This window comes from Candidatus Schekmanbacteria bacterium (assembly GCA_016219965.1).
Classification (GTDB): Bacteria; Schekmanbacteria; GWA2-38-11; order GWA2-38-11; family J061; genus JACRJM01.
In genome coordinates this window covers 115,107-133,694 of sequence record JACRJM010000007.1, presented here as the reverse complement: position 1 = coordinate 133,694, position 18,588 = coordinate 115,107, and the positions used below count along the sequence as shown (strand labels likewise).

Below are 18,588 nucleotides of genomic sequence, written 5' to 3'. Positions count from 1 at the left end.
AGTTCAGGGAATAATGTTTATGTTGCTGCTGTAAGCAACCTCAGGTTTTGGTATAGGATAAAGATAAGGGCTGAGGTTATCCGCATAGTAACGGTTTGCTGTTATAAGTGATTCGTTGAATACAAACCTGTATGGCCTTCTTCCCGGAAAGTGCTTCATAAGATTCAGATCCTCTTCATCGCCAAAATCTCTTGCATAAACGATGTCGTTGTCTAGCTTTAGGCTATTCTTTATAAAACCGGCGCCATAGTAGTTTGGTGCTGCTTCGCGCTCTCTGAAATATCCTGACCTTATGAATACAACTGCATTATGTAATCCTGAATTTGCCATAGTATGTTCCAAGGTATTGTCGAGGTTCCAGAAGCGGTTTCCGTAGATTTGAACTTTTTCGGGAATGGATACTATACATGTCCGGAGTAACAGCAAAATAAATATTAATGGTATTATAAACTGAGCACTTTCCTGAGATGCCATGATGTTTTTTCCTGAAAGTTTTTTTGTGACAAATTCTTTTACTCTTATTAATCCTTTCAGAAAAAGGAACAGCAGAAAAAATACAGTTTCAAAGTAATACCTTGGCCCGTAGGCAATCCCGTTAAAGTAGTAGCAGAAATAACCTGCAATATTTATTACAAAAGCTCCCAGAAAGAATTTCTCAAAGAGTGTTGTTCCGCCAATTAGGAAGGGGACTATTACGAGTAAAAAAGATATTTTTGGGAACCCCAGGAGGTCGCTTGAAAGTTCTCTTAGGTTATCTCTTGTGTTCTGCCAGCCATCGGCAAAATCATGGCCATATTCTGATAGATATGGGAGCCCGATGTCTTTGCCGAAGCCAAGGTGGTCTGTGGGACAGTATTTGTTGAAAGGTGTAAGGAAGATGTCATCTGTAAGCATGTAGTTGTATGAGAAATATCCAACCATTAAGAGAATTACTGCAATTGAGAAGATAATTACCTGTGTGATCTTAATTTTCTTTCTGAACAGCAAATAAGTACCATAGACAAGAAAAGGAGATGTGAATGTTACGGCAGTAAGTGGTCTTATGTTGTAGGCAAATCCGAGACTCAGTCCGCAAAGCATTGAAAGAACAATTGAATGTTTTTCAATGGCTTTAAAGAAAAGATAGATGAAGAGGGTCAAAAAGAAAAGAGAACTTGTATGTGAAAGATATGATGCATTGATAAATAAAATGAAAGGTGAAAAAAGAGGAAGTACAAGCATATATGATGAGAGACATTCTTCTCCCAAAAACTTTTTTAATATCTGATAAAAAAGAAATACTGCCCCTGCCCCTAAGAGAGGATTTACAATCCACGGAGTTTTAAGCAGCAACCCGATGGCAAGAAGGAGCGGAAAACCAAAGAAATATTTTCCATACCATTTGACGCCGTCTATTATTATGAATTCGTAATCAAAAAACTTCTGCACAGGCGGTGCATCAGTGAAAAGTCTTCCTGAAGCAAATATTTTTGCCTGGAAAAGGTAAGCTATTTCATCCTGGACATGGGGGATTCCACCTAAAACTTTGAAGAATATTGCAACAGGAATTATCACATAAATACTCAGGAAGACCGGAATTATCCATGGTTTTGACAAAGTTCTCTTCCCAGAGGTGAAGATATCTTTTAATAAGGCGGGTATTGAATTGGCTATAAATAATGAAAAGAAAAACATCCCTGAGAGCATTATAATCTCATTTATTCTGTTTATAGTGAAAGCAGATGAGAGCTTATTGATTATTTTATCAGATATTATGAAGCATATACCTGAAGCCAGCAGGATGAGGGACTGGAAAAAGAAAGTTCTCTCCGTTTCTGTCATGTGCTTGGGTTTAACTGTAATGAATACTGAAATCAGGAACAAAATAGAAATTAATATCAGAAAATAGGACAGGCAAACTGAAAGGGGAATGAATATTTTAAAAAGAGAAAGAAATGAAGTTGAAAGCGACAAAGAAAGTGCAGTGGGTAAAAAAACAGTCCAGCGAAAAAATCCGTTGATATCGGATTTGAAGTTTTTAACTAATAAACTCCAGATTACCGGATAATAAACTGAAAGAGTGATAATGATGAATTCATCTGCATGGTATGAAGGATTAACTCTTATTTTCTTAGCAATGAGAACTGAAGATAACACAATGATGCAATTTATCAGGACGAACAATACTGTTTTTATAACACTTGAGGGGAGGGCTGTTTTTTTATCCATCTTTCTTAGTATTCTCTCAGGCAGCAGCGAACGCAGTTTTTAAAAAGTCCTGCCTTTCTGATAGAGTTTCTGAATTTGCGGTAATCTTTGCTGTTCCAAATATCATTGAAACTTTTACTGGACAAATTAGCAATCGGGTAATGCACACAAGGCCCAATATCTCCAGACGGAGTTAACATAAGCTTTCTCCATGGAGTGAGGCATGCCTTTTTAAATGGATAGTTTATATCATTATAATATTCTCGAATGTGTTCCCTTGGGACTGATGGATAGAAATATTTTTTAAATGGTACTCTTATTGCAGCTATTTTATTCATCTGCTGTAGAAGTATATCAGGATTTATCTCTCCCTCATAAACATAACCGAGTATATCTATTGAACCCTCACTGCTCTTTTCATTCTTTCTTTCGTCTGTGGCGAACATGGGATGTTGAAATGAAAGAGATTCAACCTCAAGTTGCCTGGCGATATTTACAACTTCTTCGAGGACTTTAAAATTAAACGGTGTAATAAGGCAGTTTATCCTGATAAGAGGGAAGGGCTTTCTCTCATCTTTTTTCTTTGCATTAAGTTTCTCAATACCTTTTACTATTTTTTTGAACGTCTTCCCCCTGTTCTTGTCATGAATTTCTTCCGGTCCATCAATAGATATAACAAGTTTATCAACACCAGTATCAACCAGTTGGTCAGCAAAGCCTTCCAGAAGGACTCCGTTGGTATTTACAAGAGTATAAAGCCTGTTTTGCCGGAGAAAGTCGAGAAGGTCTAATATGTGAGAATAAAGAAGTGGCTCCCCTCCTGACAGATAAATAGTGGGATAAAAAGATTTTACATCAAGCAAAAAATGTTTAAGCTGTCCAAAATTTATCTCTTCGTTGCGAGGAATTGAAGAAAGTTCTTCAGCGCTTTTCCCGAATTCAAAACAAAGTTTGCATCTCAGATTACAATTGTATGTGAGGTCAATCCTTATTGTGTCAGGAAGGAAACTGTAACCATTCAAAAATCTGAAGTCCAGCATGGCAAGGTTTTTTATTTTAGACAGGATTGTAGAAGATGCATACAGTGGATTTTTTAAGGCGCTTTGTATCTGGGTAGATTTATAAAAAGTCATAAAATTAATGTTATTTCCTTTAATTTACATTATAAACTATTTTACGTTAGACTACCGATAAATATGGGCTTTCATAAAAATGTTTAACTAACAATGAATATAAAATCTCAATGGTAAAGATGGAATTTTCAAACAAATATATCGTTTTTCTTTTCATAGCGGTAATCATTTTTATTGCATTGTTTCTTTATATTCCGAGTCTTTTCAGCATTGATGATGCCAGTTATTTCCTGATGGCAAAATCATTCAATGATTCCTTTTCTTACAGGATCTCGAATGGTTACGAGGAATATAAATCTACGGTTTTTGGGGTATTTCAACCTGTTTACTATAGAAATGCTATGTATGCAAAATATCCTCCATATTATCCGATCGTAGCTTTTCCATTTTACAGGGTTTTGGGTTTTCAGGGACTGTTTTTGCTTAATATCATCTCTTTTGCCGGTGCACTTTATTTTATATATCTGATTGCCATGAAACTTTTTGATGACAGGCTGGTTGCTGCAAGGTCAGTTTATTTGTATGCCCTGTCAACTTTTGCCATGGAATATGCAATTGGCTTATGGCCCCACATGCTCTCGGTTTTTCTCGTTATGGCAGGAATGTATCTTTTCCTTTCATATTTTTTACCGGACAAAGGCAGTTTTTCTGTACTTATTGCAAGTTCTGCTCTTCTTTCATTTTCCATAGGGATACGTCTGCTTAATCTTGAGTTTCTGGTTGTTGCTGCGATGCTTATCTTGTTTGTACAGCGGAAAATAATACCTGCTATCATATTTATTTTAAGCGCTGTCCCATCTCTTCTATTGCAGGGAGCAATAAATAGTTCGAGATTTGGCATCTTTGACCCTTTCAGTTATGGGCATTACAAGAACAGAAATTTTTCCTATTATTTGTTACATCCAGAATTGTCCATTATTTTTATTTTTATGGCATTTGTTATTTTTCTTGTCATAAAAAAGGAAGAATTATTTTCCGGTAAAAAACTTCTTTATATGAGTGGTGTATTCTCTGTTGCACTTGTTTTTTTACTGGTTGTTAACACTGAGTTCAGAAATATAACTTTTTTCTGGCTCTATACTTGTTATTGCAACATATTTGACATTTCGAGTTTCCATTATGACCTGGCAAAAGATGAAAGCGGAGGCATGCTTTTTAGCGGAATAGTAAAAAAAGCATTGATCCAATCCTGTCCTTATCTGATTTTGAGTTTTTTAGGTTTTATTTTTATGTTGAAGGAAGGAGTCACTAAAAAAAGAACTTTATATACATATTTTTTATTCATAATCCCCATACTTTTTATGTCTTCATTTTTTTTCCATGGAGGTTTTGCCTTTAATATCAGGTACGCATTAGAGCTTATCCCGTTCGGAATAATATCTTTTTGCTGGTTAATCAGAGATATGAGGTTTGGGAAATGGGAGATAACGGCTGCAGGATTGATATCTTCTTTTTTTCTTATTCTTTTCTATTACCAGAAGGTGGGGAATATATTTTTTGAAAATCTAATTTTATATATACCTCTTTTCCTTTCAGCCGTGCTCCTGCTTCTTTTTGTTTATTCGAAACGATCAGTTTCTGATAAAATCTCTGTGCGGTTTTCCTATAAGCTATTGCTGCTTATTTCTATTTTTTATAGTGTTTGTGCAGCTTGGGCTGGAGATGTTCAGGCTTCGCGGAGAATAAGGCTTAACAATTATTCAATCTATAATTCGCTCAATACCCACATTGAAGATAACTCTTTAATATGTATGACTTCAGATAAAACTGTGGAAATATTACCTATAAAGGCATTGAAAAATGTCAGGATTGCCTATATTCCTGTAAATGATTTGTTGATGTATGAGACAGTTATTAATTCATTCCTTGTGAGAAATATCCATAGTTATGTTTTATCCTACTCTGGTGATGAAAAGGCTATAAAGAATAGTTTTGGCAAAAAATATGTTCTTAAAAAAATAGCAAATGGTGATATCCTGCTTTATGAGATTTTAAGTAAAAAACCAGAGGATAAAGTGGTAACAGCGCCTTCACTTTATCAATATCAGTCTTCCAAAACTCCATTATTGCCAGAAGAGTCATGAAATAACCTGAAATGTCTATTTATCTAATTTCTGGTAAATCAAAAGATATTGTTTCCGGCATGTTCTGCTGTGTGCAAAATAAGTGGGATAAGAAATTCTATGCAGTCCTGACTGTATCCCTGAGCATCTGTATATCTTCCTTCTTGATCTCTCTAAAAAGGAGAAGCAATAAAAAATATACAATAAATAAAATAAGATATTCTCCAAATATAAGAATTCCTGTAATAGAATATTTTATTGAGATTATATACACAATTGCTGATGCTAAGCTTATTTTCAAAAAAGATAAAACCTCCATCAATGCGCCAAAATTATAATAGATATAAGCTCCTGCCATTATACTTCCTGAGATGAAAGTTATTGTAGTGGAAATTGCTGCGCCACTCAATCCGTATATGGGTATTAATATAAGGTTCAAAATTATATCCATAGGAAATAAAATCAATGCAAAAAACAGGCTAACCTTTGGTCTTCCACATCCTATTATAACCGAGGCAAGAACTGATAATATAATTGAAAAAGCCCCTCCAAAAAGTAAAATACTTAAAGCTGACTCTGCTCCAGAATATTTGCTTGAATAAAATATCTCCAGCACTGTACCAGCAGTAGCACTTAGGATTGTTACGATAGGGAGCATCAGTAACAAGAGATATCTCAAGGTCTGATTTATATATTTTTTGAACAATTCCATATTGTTCATAGAAAAAGCCCTTGATACTGAAGGAAGTAAAACTGCTTGGAAACTTGAGAACAGAATAAATGGCAGTTTGGAAATGTTAGCTGCAGAAGTATATAATCCGGCTTCTTTGTTGCTATTTAGAAGTGATTTTACAAAAAGTAAATCCAAGCTTGCTATTGAAGTTACGCAGAAAACATAAAGTAATACAGGCGTAGTGAATATTAAAAGTTTTTTTATTCCAAATTCTCCGCCTTCATTTTTAAATTTACAAAAACTTCTGGAAATAATCATTCCTATAATGGTTGAAGCTATCATCCCAGCCAAGACCCCTTTAACCCTAAAGCCGAGAAATATTATTATGAATACCAAAAATAATTTTGTTAATGAATGAAATATTACTGAAATCGCCTGCTGACCAAAAAAACGTATGCCGTTGAGAGATGCAAGATAAACTGTATCGAGAGCAGCTGGAATTATAACAAGTGAAGCTAAACGAATGTAAGAAATCAGTGAATCATCTTTAAGAAAAAAGGCTATAAGCGGTGCTGCCGCAAATATTAACAATGTGAGAGTCACTGAGAGTATCAATTGCAACTTGACCCCTGCCTTAAGCACTAAAGATACTCTGCTAATGTCCTCAGCCGCAAATTTGATGACTGAAGTCTGTACTCCAGGCTGAAATAAGGTATATGTTATACCAAGAAATGCCATTATGACGCCGTAAACACCATAATCCTCAACCCCTAAAATCCTTGCAAGTCCGATGTGCATAAGAAAAGCACTCACGGCAAATATAATCTTACTGGAAGTAAGATAAAGAATTCCTTTCCCCATAACACTGGAAGTTTTTTTTGAAGTATTAGTCATTGAATTTCAATGGAAATAAATAATCTCCGGGATATCGGACACAAAAAATAATTCATCTTAAAAGTATCATTATCATTAAGTGGTGTGCTTAAAAAACTTTTTTATTTTTTTTGAAAATGTACCTGTAATTCCATAATCTTTATAAGCTTTCAGGAGTCTCAAATAAGAATGGTTTAGTTGCAGGGGAAAAGAATATTTCTTCACAAGATCAATTCTATTACCATTACAATCATAAAGCTCTCCTTTGCATCTCTGGCAGAATTTGTTTGAAAGGATAAGATTATGCATCTCCTTTCTTGCATTATTTAATCTCTCCCCATACCAGATTTCTTCCAGGGAATTATCTTTTATATTACCTACAATTAATTCTCCATTAAAATCTTCACAGCAAAAAGTGCAATCACCGTTCCATAGAACTGCCAATGATTTAAAAGAAGCAGAACATTTCCCTTTTGGTTTTTCCTTTACACTAATTCCTTCGGGCAGCAAGTAGTTTCCATAAAGGACTGTTTTTTTCAGAACCATATACACGTCCGGCAGAATCTCAAATTTTGTCATATATAAAATATTATTTCTTATTCTCTTCTTTATTTCTCTAAGTGTATATTCATTAATTCTGTTTTTAAGATGGAATTTATTTGCTATCTCTTCAAAAATCGGTTTCCAGCCTTGTATCACTTTCAGCATTTCTTCAGGACTGTTTACAAAGTCAATTCCCCTGACTGACCTCTCAGCAGTATCAAGAAAATGTAACTCTATAGCTGTACTTGCCTTCATCTCAAACTTTTTACAGATAATATTAATCAATGTTTCCCTATAAGTATCCAATTTAAGATTTCCGGCTTTTCTCAAATAAAACATATCTTCCCAGGGCGTTTGATAGCTCAAAACTAATTCAAAAATAGTTGAAGAAAAAAGCTTCTCAATCTTTTCATTAGAAGTAATTAAACTACCGTTAGTAATTAAATGGACTTTTATGTTATTTTTTTTTGCTAAATCCAGGAAGTCGAAAAATTGTGGATGAAGTAATGGCTCTCCCATTAAAGATGGTATTACATAGCTAACTAAATTGGTTTTTTTAATATCATGGAAGATTTTTTCAATGAGGCCAAAATCCATGTATCCTCTCTTACGTTTCATGACGTCGTCGGGACAAAAAGTACATTTGAAATTACAATGATTTGTTAGTTCTATAAAGAGGGGATCAATTAAAGATTGCATTTTTTGCACAGCTCAATCTCTTTCCGTAATTTTTTTTGCATCTTATCAATCATAAATTTTCTATTAGCTGAATGATAGATCTCATAGAGTGAATTGTTATTTAGATTACCTAAAATACCTCGTTTATTTAAGTCTATACAGCATGGACTTACGTTACCATCCCAATGGACAACCAGCTCTCTTAAAACAAAATAGCAGAGACCATATTTTTCTTCCTTGCAGGCATCTGTTTCTATCCCAAGCTCTTCTGACCCATCCCAACTGTGCATACTCCTGGGCATATATTCATCAACACTGTTTACTAACTTTTTAAATTCTTCTGATAATTGTAATCCGGGCTTTATTATGCTTATTATTCCTGTACGGATATTTTTCTTCAAATCCCTATTTTGTTTTAAAAAATGATTTATATTATTTAAGACTTCATCCCATTTTGCTCCGACTCTTAAATCTTCAAATGATTCTTTGGTTCCTCCATCAACGCTGAAAAGCATTAAATCAACTGCATCACTTGTTAAAATTATATCAGTTTTCTTTTCATCTAAAACTGTTGCATTTGTAAGCAAAGCTATTTTTGGAAATACTTTACTTCTTTTTTTTGCCTTTGCTAAAATATCAAGCATTAAACCAAATTTGGGGTGTAGTAGTGTCTCTCCTCCCTGCCATAAAGAAATATTGTCGATATTATATTTAGAATCATCAGAAATCTGTTTTACTATTTCTTCTAAAAGCAAAGGATCCATAAATCCTTTTTGAGAATGGTCTAATGTACACATCCTGCATTTTAGATTACAAATAGGAGTGAATTCTATCAGAAGAGTTAAAAGATTTACCTTTTTCCTGAATTTATAATTGAAGTAGACCCAGTATTTATTCTGGGATATCTTTTTAATATAATCTTCAATGGGATTATTATGTGTTCTCATAATTTGCATCTTTCTGAGTAAATTAGTCTATGTAACCAATACATTAACATTATCTTTACCTTTTAATTATTTCAAGAAAAGATTATTTTTTTATAATTGGACGCGCGTAAAATCAATTTTGGCGGTTGATCTAATCACTATTTTTGTTTTTTCTGGTGTCTGAGCTCATAAATCTGGATTACCTCAGTGATGGTGTCCTTTAGGGTAATTTTTGCAGTTTCTAATCCATTCTCTTTTATCTCTTCATCAAGTCCGGGGTAATCTGCAATAGATGACCATAAAATATGAATCTTTCCATCAGATGCAAGATGTTTGGGTGCATCTCTTAAAAAAGTATGACATATATGGTCAGGATAATCCCCTCCTTTAAAAGCAGTTTCGTGCCAGTTTTTGGGCTTTCCAAGATAAAAAGGAGGATTGAAAAAAATCAGGTCGAATACCTCATCTCTTACTGGTTCAAACAGGTTTCCCAACCTAACAGAAATCCTTTCTTCATAACCGTTAATGAGTGCATTGATTTTTGCACATCTTACTGCATTGGGATTGATGTCAACTGCTACAACATGTTTTGTGAACTGCGCAGAAAAAACTGCACCTATCCCTGAGCCTGTGCCAAGATCGAGCACCCTGTCATTTTCCCTGATACCCAAGCTATTTATCATGTCTGCCAAATGAGGACTTGTGGTATATAATCCCGGGTGAAATACCTCAGGAAGAACGGCCATGTACCTACCTCTTATTTTATGGAGTGTTGGTTGCGATTTTCTGAAAAAAAGCAGTTTAAGAATTCTGTATTTAACAAACTTGTATAAACGTCTCGGAATGCTAAGTTTTTTACCACCCTTCATATGATTTTCCTGTGTAAAAATTTTTTCTTAAGCTTTGATGATGTTATCAATTGCATTTCCTATCGCTTCTAAGGAAAGCTCTTGTGATAGATCTGTTATCTTATTGGCAAAGACCTTTTCCATATCGTCTTTATAAAATTTTATTATCTTATCAGCAAGGTCTTGAGAGTCTCCGGCTTCAACTATTAAACCATTTATCCCATTTTTCACAATATCAGGAAAACATCCCACATTTGTGGTAATTACGGATTTTCCGCATGAAATAGCTATCTGGAGGGCTCCGCTTCCGGTTGCAGATATATAGGGAAACACTACGGCATCCGCTGCTGCCATATACACTCCTATCTTATCACTTGGAATGAAGTGGTCAACAACATGAATGTTCTGCTTTATGCCAAGTGTATCCACTTCCTTTTCAAACTCTTCTTTTCCTGTCCAGAATTCTCCGACAATCATAAGAGTCAAATCAAATCTTCCTTTGACTGTTGCAATTGCTTTTAACAGATGATTAAGCCCTTTATAGGGACGAATGATTCCAAAATAGAGCAATAGTTTCTTTTCTCTCTCAAATCCAAGTTCTTTTCTGGCAACCTCTTTTGTTATGTGCCATGGCTCATATTCAAAAACCGGGAGCCAGAGTCTTGAAACCTTTGCTTTCATATTCAGCGATTCAATCTTTTTTTTCTCTTCAGAGGAATGGACGACAATATAGTCAGCCTTCCTGAGGATGGCAAGAGAGAGAGCTTTTTTTATAGAGTTTTTTTCATGTTCAAAGAGATTGTGGCATATTATCATGATTTTTGTCTTTGAGAAAAGACGCATTATATAAATAATAGTTATAAAATGCGGGAACCAGAAGACAACCCACCAGGGTATGATAGTTACATCAGGCTTGAAGCGACTGCACTTAAAGGCTGTCGCAAACCATGAGAAAGGGTTCATTGAATCTAAAAGCGGTTTTGCATCTTTTTCCTGTATGAAAGTAAAATCAGGCTCTCTGTCAGATTCCCCCGGGAATAGGATTTTTGGGTACTGTCTTTTAAAAGATATGAATAACAGATCATTTTTTAACTTAAGAGCCCTGTAAAGAAGTGTAGTATTTAACGATATACCGCCTCTGAAAGGATAGGATGGACCTATCAAAGCTATTCTCATTTATCCTTCCCCGGGCGCTCCCTGTCTCCGGTGTGCTGGAGCTCTATTTTCTTGATTCTATAGAGGGATTCTTCTATGAGTTTCCTGTTAGCTGATATCAGGTCTGCGAGAATACCTATGGCTCCTATTAATAACCCTATTATCAGAAGTACTCCTGCTATGATGACTGATTGAATATGTCCGTATGGTCTGATGTTAAAGAAATAAAAATAGAGGAATCTCCCTAATAATATAAGACCTGCCAGGAACACTGAACCGCCTATATACATGAATATTTTCAGCGGTTCATAGATAGTATAAATTCTCAATATCGTGGAAAGTGACCTCTTAATATAACTCCATATACTGCTAAAGAGCCTTGAGTTTCTGGTTGTTGGATTTATTCTTACCGGGACATGGCAGATGGCTATATTTTTTTTCCCGGCTTGAATTATGGTTTCCAGAGTATAAGTAAAACGGGAGAGTACGTTTAGTTTCAGTGCAGCTTCCCGGGAGAATGCCCTGAACCCGCTTGTAGTATCAGGAATTGAAGTCCCGGATAACTGCCTCACGACCCAGCTTCCAAGTTTTTGAAGCAATTTTTTTGTTCCTGAGAAATGCTCAACCTTGGTTATTTGTCTGTCCCCGACTACTATTTCAGCTTTCCCTTCCATTATAGGTCTGATAAGTTTTCCTATGTCGTCAGCACAATACTGGTTATCAGCATCGGTATTTACAATTATATCAGCTCCGAGTTTCAGCGCAGTATCCATTCCTGCCATAAATGCCTCTGAAAGCCCCTTGTGCCTTGCGAATCGTATAATGTGATGGGCTCCATATTTTTTCGCTACATCTGCTGTTTTATCAATACTGCCGTCGTCTATAATGAGAATTTCAATTTTATCTATTCCTTCGATTTTTGTTGGGAGCGCGGATAGGGTTACAGGAAGTGATTCTTCCTCATTGAGGCAGGGGATCTGTATAATAAGTTTTGTCATTGAATATTTAGGTGTTCCGTAATTTATCTATCTATTATAGCCATAAGATACAAAATTTACAGTCTTTTCGCTAATATTCATTGTGTACTATAGCTTTTATAATTTCAGGCTTGTATTTGAAAATGTTAATTCTCTCCTTTGTACAGTTGGATTTTATGAGCATTAATGAGAATAGTGGAGAATAGTTCTTAATATTGCTTCACATTGCATATTTCCTCAAAGACCTTCAATGTCATCTCTGCCGTTCTCTTCCATGAGAACGTGCCGGCATGTTTTTTCCCTGTCTCCACGAGCTTAGTTTTTAAGTCTTCTTTTGTTAAGAGTTCATAAATTTTTTCTGCAATGTCATTAGTATTATCAGGGTCTGCAAGTAGAGCACAGCCCGCCGCTACTTCCGGCATGGCATACGATGTTGAAGTAACCACCGGGGTACCGCATGACATGGCCTCAATTATAGGTATCCCAAAGGACTCGTATTTTGAGACGAAAACAAAGGCATCTGCATTGCTGTAAAGCGGAGGGAGCTCATTATTGGGGATAATACCCGTAAAAAGGATATGATCCTGCCAGTTAGAATATTTACTGAACCAGTTATGCTTTAAAAGGGGTCTCTTATCGCCAACTAAAACAAGTTTATGCTCTATTCCTCTTTCTTCTTTCAGCTTTATATAAGCTTCAATAAGCCCCTGAACATTTTTATGAGGTTTGGTGCTTGCCACTGAAAGGATATATTTACCGCTAATCCCATATTTTTCATTGAGAAACTCAGCCATATTGCCTGAAGGATTGAAATGGCTTGCCGCAGCATATGGAATTACAGCCACCTTTCCCGGGGGAACTTTATAACTATCTATAACTTCGGATTTTGTACAGTTAGAAACAGTTATGATCTTGTCGCTTTTTCTTGCTGAGAGAGGAATAAATGTTTTCAGAACAAAAAGACCAGTTGAGTCGAAATCCTCAGGGTGCTTGATGTATTTTGTGCAGTGAATGGTTACGACAGATTTGCAACTTATCAAAACTGGTGCAATATAGGCAGGTGAAAAAAGGATATCTATCCCATAAGCAATAGTCTGAAGCGGAAGGACAAATTGCTCCCATAAGGTTTTTGATAAACTCAACCCTCTCGATGCACGGCAGAACACTTTGCTGGCGTTATGTTCCTCAAAATTTAATTCCCTGTAGTTTTGAGCATTACAGAAAAAAATGTATGTATTTTTTCTATCAATTTCTAATAGTGATTTGGTAAGATTTTCAAAATAAACTTGCATTCCGCCATATCCGCCACTCATGGAATAGAGAGCATTTATTCCGATTTTCATAATGACTATAGCTCTATGTTATGTTGTTTGTTTTGAAAAGTTGGGGAAATGCATATTAATTTATTTAAATTATCGACTGTGAAAGTATATACCATACTAAACTCGGGAAAACCAAAAAAGATATAGCATAGAAATTACAAAAGAAATCGCGCTAATTAATAGCCCTAAATAAAACGAGCGTGGCATGAATTTAAAAATGACCTCGTGACTTCCTTCTTTTGAAATATCAACGGATAGCAGATTATTATAAGGCTTTATTTCGCCTGAGCTGCATCTCCATCCCGGAAATGCATTTTGATTGATAATAAGTTTATCAGGAGAATTAGCGTTGATTTTTACTGTAATTAAATTGCTTGTTATTTTGGTGATTGCTGCTTTATTTTCAGGATTGAGAAAATAAGCTTCACCTTTATAACGTGGATTGGGGATCAGGTTAAAATTATTACCTGAATCCTGCATAAACTTTGGTTCTGCATTTATTGGTAAAGGAATGTCAGATTCCCAATTTAGAGTTCCAACATTATTGAATAAATTTTTGTATTGGAGGAATGCCCTCATATTGTAATTATTTTGGGGGATAACTCTGACCTGATAAAATAACTTGTTTGATGTCACTTCAGGCTTTTTGGCATTAAAAATATCTGTGAATGATGACTGGTAGATAAATAGAAGTTCTCCTACGCTCAAAAGAGCTGCTGATATTACTACTGCTTTTAAAACTTTAAGCCTCTTTTTATCATCTGTTATCTGTAGAAATTTTCCTGATAGAAGGCTTATCAGAAATGATATTACAGGATAGGAATATTCTTTAATATCCAATATTGAATGATAGAAGGGTAGATGCCATAACAATTTTAATATGTTAATTGGACTTTTGGAGCCAAGCGTTAGAATTATAAAAATAAAAAGTACAAAGAAAATTCGCCATAATTGTTTGGTATAAAAAACGAGAGATAAGAGGCAGAATAGAATTGGTATATAGCCAAAGTATATGCTTGGATAAGCAGGGAGAATATTTAGAGGATTAATTAATTGGTCAAATAATATTTTAAAATCAATGCAAAACTTATCAAGCATTGAATAATTATCAATTGCCCTGATATTCCTTGCAAGAAGCTGCACCATCGGCAGGATCTTGAACATTCCGATTGCGCTTGTCAGCGTTAGAACTATTAAAAGATTTTTTAGAAGGGTTAATTTGAACTGAACTTTACTATCACTTTTTGAAAAAGCATCAAAAACAGAAAATAGAAATAAAAATAAACATAATATTACGAAAGACAGGGCTCCGCAGACTAAAATAGGGAGCGTTAGAAGCGAGGTAATGATTAGAAATTTTTTATCTTCTTTGGATTTTATAAAAGTTGCAAGAATTAGTGGTAAAAAATAATAGAAATAAATAGTCTGTGACCAATATTCAGTTAAAATGGTTATGTTGAAGCCGCTTAAAGTAAAAAGTAGGGAAGAAAAAAAAGCGCTGGCATTATTGAACTTAAGTACTGATTTTGTCAGATAAAACATTCCGAAAGCCCCAATAAGCGCTGATAATATTATAGAAATTTTGATTCCCTTTACTTCATCAAAACATAAAAAAAGGAATAACCATGGATTAGCAGCAGATGCTTCAGGGTGAGCGAATATTGGATAACCTCCATTAAAGTATGGTGACCATAATGGGAACTCATGAAATTCCAATATAGACTTAATACTGTAGTATTCGTAGGAAAAGCAGATTAAGTAGTCTTCTTTAGTACTGATATTTGAAAAATCTTTAAATATTGGTGAAATAGCAAAGATTATAATTATAAATAGAATAACTTTTATAAAAGAATTTTTATAATATATGTTCGTTTTGTTTAAATTATTATTTTCCATTTGTTTAAAAAATTAAAACATTTTTTTTGTTAATCGACTTTACGATAATCGTAGCCATATAAAATTAACTGTAGCAAGAGTTATAATACTCTCAATTTATTTATGATTATGAATTAATGGGATAGCAACAGCAATAAATTTAAGTACAATCTGAAAATATCAGCTTATGGATTTTGAATTTACTTACAATAAAAGCTTTGTTATGGGAGATATGCAATCTCGTTAAAATAGGATTTGTATCCCGGGAATAAAATGCAAAGTAATAAAAAAGATATTTCTCTGGAAAAAAAAGTTTTATTCTCATTCGTTGTAATAATTCTTTTTTTTGTTTCTTTAGAATCGGCAGCAAGAATCATTGATTATATTAAGAACAGGCATTACGTTGCAGATTTCCCTGATGTAATATACGACACTCATCCCTACATTCCTATTATACTTAAACCTAATACAGCTTTTAGACCGCGTAATATAAATATAAATTCATTAGGATACCGCGGTAAGGATTTTAAAATAATAAAAACTCCGGGTACATTTCGTATCGTCTGTATAGGCGGTTCAACAGTTTTTGGTATCGGGTCATCCTCAGATAAAACCACTTTTCCTCAGTTACTGGAGGATGTATTAAACAAAAAAATATCCGGTAAGAAGTTTGAAGTCATTAATGCAGGCGTTCCAGGTTATACTACAGCGGAAAGCCTTATAGATATAGAATTACGGCTTTTGGATTTATCTCCTGATTTAATATTCATCTACCATGGATATAATGATTTTAAACCAAACAGGATGCCTAATTTTAAAAGTGATTATTCTCACTGGAGATATCGGGAACCAATTTATATAGGACGTCCTTTTTTAGACAATTTTAGGTTTTATACTAAGCTAAGAAACCTTATTTTAAAATATCTTCCAAAGAATCAGGATTCTTCCTTTCCTGAGCTGAAAAGATTTGATACAGTTTCTATTGAAGGAGTTAAGGCTTTTGAAAGAAATTTAAAAAGCATGATAGATATCGCTAAATCAAGGAATATAAAGGTCATTCTTTCAACATTTGTAATACCATTAAACGATACTAATCTTAAAAAAAATCCTGAAATGTTCAAAGCGCTTTTGTATTTTACTCCTACGCTGACTTATCAAGGTGTTTTAGATGCAAGAACAAAATATAACAATGCTGCGAAAGAATTAGCAGAGGAAGAGAATATCCCACTTGTAGATTTTGATAAGATTATGCCTCAGTCCCTGGAGTATTTCGATGATTATGTGCATTTCAATGACATAGGTGCAATGTTTATTGGAGAGAATATAGCCAACAGTATAATCGAAAATTACTTTAAGGAAAAATGATAAAGAAATTAAAATTGTTTATTGCCTGCAACCTTATTTTTCTTGTCTATTACCTTCACTATTTTATCCACTTCATTCCCAAGTCGGCTTTTTCAATTTTAATAGGTCTGATGATTTTTATTATTCCGGGATATTGCTGGGCTGTTTTCTTTAAGGAAAAAACGAATGATTTAATACTTATTATCTTTCTCACTGTTTGCATATCTTCTCTAATATTGATTTCCGGGTGTGTTTTTTTTTACATTTCTCAAATAAGAATATCTTCAACCAACATGCTGATTTATTTATTCCTTGTTAGCAACATAGGGATTTTATTACCTAAAAGAACTGAAGATATATTAAAGCGAAAGATCCAATCCAAGCACCTTGTTTTTATTCTAATTATTTCAATTGTTATATATTCAATTCTATACATGGGTGCCACGAGATATGTTCCTCCTTTAGAGGATCAGGATATGGAAACGCAAGGTACTGCTTACGGTATCATGCACCATATGAAACCTTATATGGTAACTAACAGAGGGACTGTTTATTACTTTGCTCACCCTTTAATGCTTCATCTTTATATAGGTTATACTTCCTTGTTTTTAGATCAATTAGATGGGTTATCCTACTACTATCAGTCAGCCATATCTGCTGAAAAGGAACTCGAGGAGAAAAACACTAAAGAAATGGTTTTTAAAAATTGGCGCAACGACTTGCATAAATTCTATGCTGAACCTCATTTGCTCGCAACGAGGATGCCCAATATCTTCTTTAGCAGTTTGAGCCTGATAATTTTATTTTATTTGCTTTACACACTGACGCAATCATTTTTCTTTTCTGTAATTGGACCAATTATTTTTTTCACGATTCCAGAAGTATTTGTAAGGTTATCTTACGGCGGATATATGGCGGTAGATACCTTTTGTTTATTAATAATGATCTATCTGTACATGCATAATAACGTAAATGAAAAACAGGGTAAATTATTTGAGGTTTTGCTGTTTTTATCAGGTTGTTTTGCAGCGTTAATGGATCAAAAAATGGTAATATTCATCTTGGCTGTTGCTTTAATGAGAATCCTTAATGAAAGAGGCAATTTGTTTGCAAAACTAACATCACCTCTATATGACAGGATGATACAGGGCTTTATTCTGGGAATATTGATATTTTGGACATATGGTTTCCTTGTAAATCCCAAGGCATTCATTGAAGATCAGATCACCTATCATTTAGTCCAAAGATTTTCTCTAAACGATGTCAGGGTGACTAGCTCTCAGATAGTTAATGATGCGAAGAATTTAGAATATCCTTCAATCGTAGGATTATGGAAAGAGTTTGGTGACCATCTCGGTTTTCCGTTCCTGATTGTAGCTTTGCCTTTGACTATCTATAGCATTTTTAAAATTAATGAAAAAAAAGCAATTTTGGGATTATGGTTTATTATTGGCGGTATAATTTTCTCTCTTACTGACTGGAGGCAAACAAAGCACTTGATGCTTATAATATTGCCGTTAATTATCGCTACATTAATATTTGTTTCAAGGACAAGACTTTGGATAAGGTCGATATTTCTTATAATATTTGCATTCCTGATATTCAATAATATCCACATAATAATAAAACTGACTAAAGATTTTACTACCGTGTCGCCAACTCCAATATGGTAAATAACTACTCCCTTCTGGTAATAATTCTATTTGGGACTTGTCTTAGATTTTATGGTTTAGAATGGGGATTGCCTTACACCTTTCATGCGGATGAGCATTTGTTTGTAATAAGGCAGGCCCTGAGGCTGGAATATAATATATTCTCTAATAATTCGATAAACCCGGAATTTTCTTCCTATGGGACAGTAACTCTTTATATTTTTCTTTTTGTGAAATGGATTTACTTTAAAATCACTTACCTTTTTCACGGGAACATTGCGCAAACGACAACATTTCACTACAGTGAATTTGCAGATTATCTGAAAGCTTTTTATAGCT

The 18,588-nt window shown here is 34.4% G+C and carries 13 protein-coding genes; 3 read left to right on the top strand and 10 right to left on the bottom strand.

Annotation, left to right across the window (positions count from 1 at the left end; genetic code table 11):
• Window positions 1–3 precede the first annotated feature (3 nt).
• Both HZA77_09055 and HZA77_09050 read right to left on the bottom strand, forming a co-directional pair.
• Entirely contained in the window at window positions 4–2,208 is a 2,205-nt protein-coding gene (locus tag HZA77_09055; protein MBI5375571.1) for a glycosyltransferase family 39 protein, read from the bottom strand.
• Between the two features lie 5 nt (window positions 2,209–2,213).
• Window positions 2,214–3,320: a radical SAM protein gene (locus HZA77_09050; protein MBI5375570.1), complete on the bottom strand. Its 1,107-nt coding sequence runs from the start codon at window positions 3,318–3,320 to the stop codon at window positions 2,214–2,216.
• Window positions 3,321–3,430: 110 nt separating this feature from the next.
• Here HZA77_09050 and HZA77_09045 point away from each other — a divergent pair, with 110 nt between their 5' ends.
• Entirely contained in the window at window positions 3,431–5,404 is a 1,974-nt protein-coding gene (locus tag HZA77_09045) for a hypothetical protein (protein ID MBI5375569.1), read from the top strand.
• A gap of 97 nt (window positions 5,405–5,501) precedes the next feature.
• Here the strand turns inward: HZA77_09045 and HZA77_09040 are convergent, their stop codons facing one another.
• The 8 genes from HZA77_09040 to HZA77_09005 form a co-directional block, all read right to left on the bottom strand.
• Window positions 5,502–6,950, bottom strand: a complete 1,449-nt coding sequence (locus HZA77_09040) for an oligosaccharide flippase family protein (GenBank protein ID MBI5375568.1) — start codon at window positions 6,948–6,950, stop codon at window positions 5,502–5,504.
• Between the two features lie 75 nt (window positions 6,951–7,025).
• Window positions 7,026–8,180, bottom strand: a complete 1,155-nt coding sequence (locus HZA77_09035; GenBank protein ID MBI5375567.1) for a radical SAM protein — start codon at window positions 8,178–8,180, stop codon at window positions 7,026–7,028.
• A complete protein-coding gene (locus HZA77_09030) occupies window positions 8,159–9,097 on the bottom strand; it encodes a radical SAM protein (protein ID MBI5375566.1) in 939 nt (312 codons plus the stop codon). Before HZA77_09030 ends, HZA77_09035 begins: the two co-directional genes overlap by 22 nt.
• Window positions 9,098–9,234: 137 nt before the next feature.
• Entirely contained in the window at window positions 9,235–9,822 is a 588-nt protein-coding gene (locus HZA77_09025; protein MBI5375565.1) for a methyltransferase, read from the bottom strand.
• A 150-nt stretch (window positions 9,823–9,972) separates the two neighbouring features.
• Window positions 9,973–11,100: a glycosyltransferase gene (locus tag HZA77_09020; GenBank protein MBI5375564.1), complete on the bottom strand. Its 1,128-nt coding sequence runs from the start codon at window positions 11,098–11,100 to the stop codon at window positions 9,973–9,975.
• Window positions 11,097–12,077: a glycosyltransferase family 2 protein gene (locus tag HZA77_09015; GenBank protein MBI5375563.1), complete on the bottom strand. Its 981-nt coding sequence runs from the start codon at window positions 12,075–12,077 to the stop codon at window positions 11,097–11,099. Before HZA77_09015 ends, HZA77_09020 begins: the two co-directional genes overlap by 4 nt.
• Before the next feature lie 188 nt (window positions 12,078–12,265).
• Window positions 12,266–13,399 (bottom strand): glycosyltransferase family 4 protein, encoded by a 1,134-nt coding sequence (locus tag HZA77_09010; protein MBI5375562.1) that lies wholly within the window; start codon window positions 13,397–13,399, stop codon window positions 12,266–12,268.
• A gap of 96 nt (window positions 13,400–13,495) precedes the next feature.
• Complete coding sequence (locus HZA77_09005; GenBank protein MBI5375561.1) at window positions 13,496–15,274, bottom strand: YfhO family protein; 1,779 nt, start codon at window positions 15,272–15,274, stop codon at window positions 13,496–13,498.
• A gap of 252 nt (window positions 15,275–15,526) precedes the next feature.
• Between HZA77_09005 and HZA77_09000 the strand changes: the two genes are divergently transcribed.
• Together HZA77_09000 and HZA77_08995 are read left to right on the top strand one after the other, a co-directional pair.
• Window positions 15,527–16,618, top strand: coding sequence for an SGNH/GDSL hydrolase family protein (locus HZA77_09000; GenBank protein MBI5375560.1), 1,092 nt, complete (start codon window positions 15,527–15,529; stop codon window positions 16,616–16,618).
• A gap of 455 nt (window positions 16,619–17,073) precedes the next feature.
• The gene (locus HZA77_08995) at window positions 17,074–18,270 is read left to right on the top strand and encodes a hypothetical protein (GenBank protein MBI5375559.1); all 1,197 of its coding nucleotides are present in this window, start codon (window positions 17,074–17,076) and stop codon (window positions 18,268–18,270) included.
• Window positions 18,271–18,588: the final 318 nt, after the last annotated feature.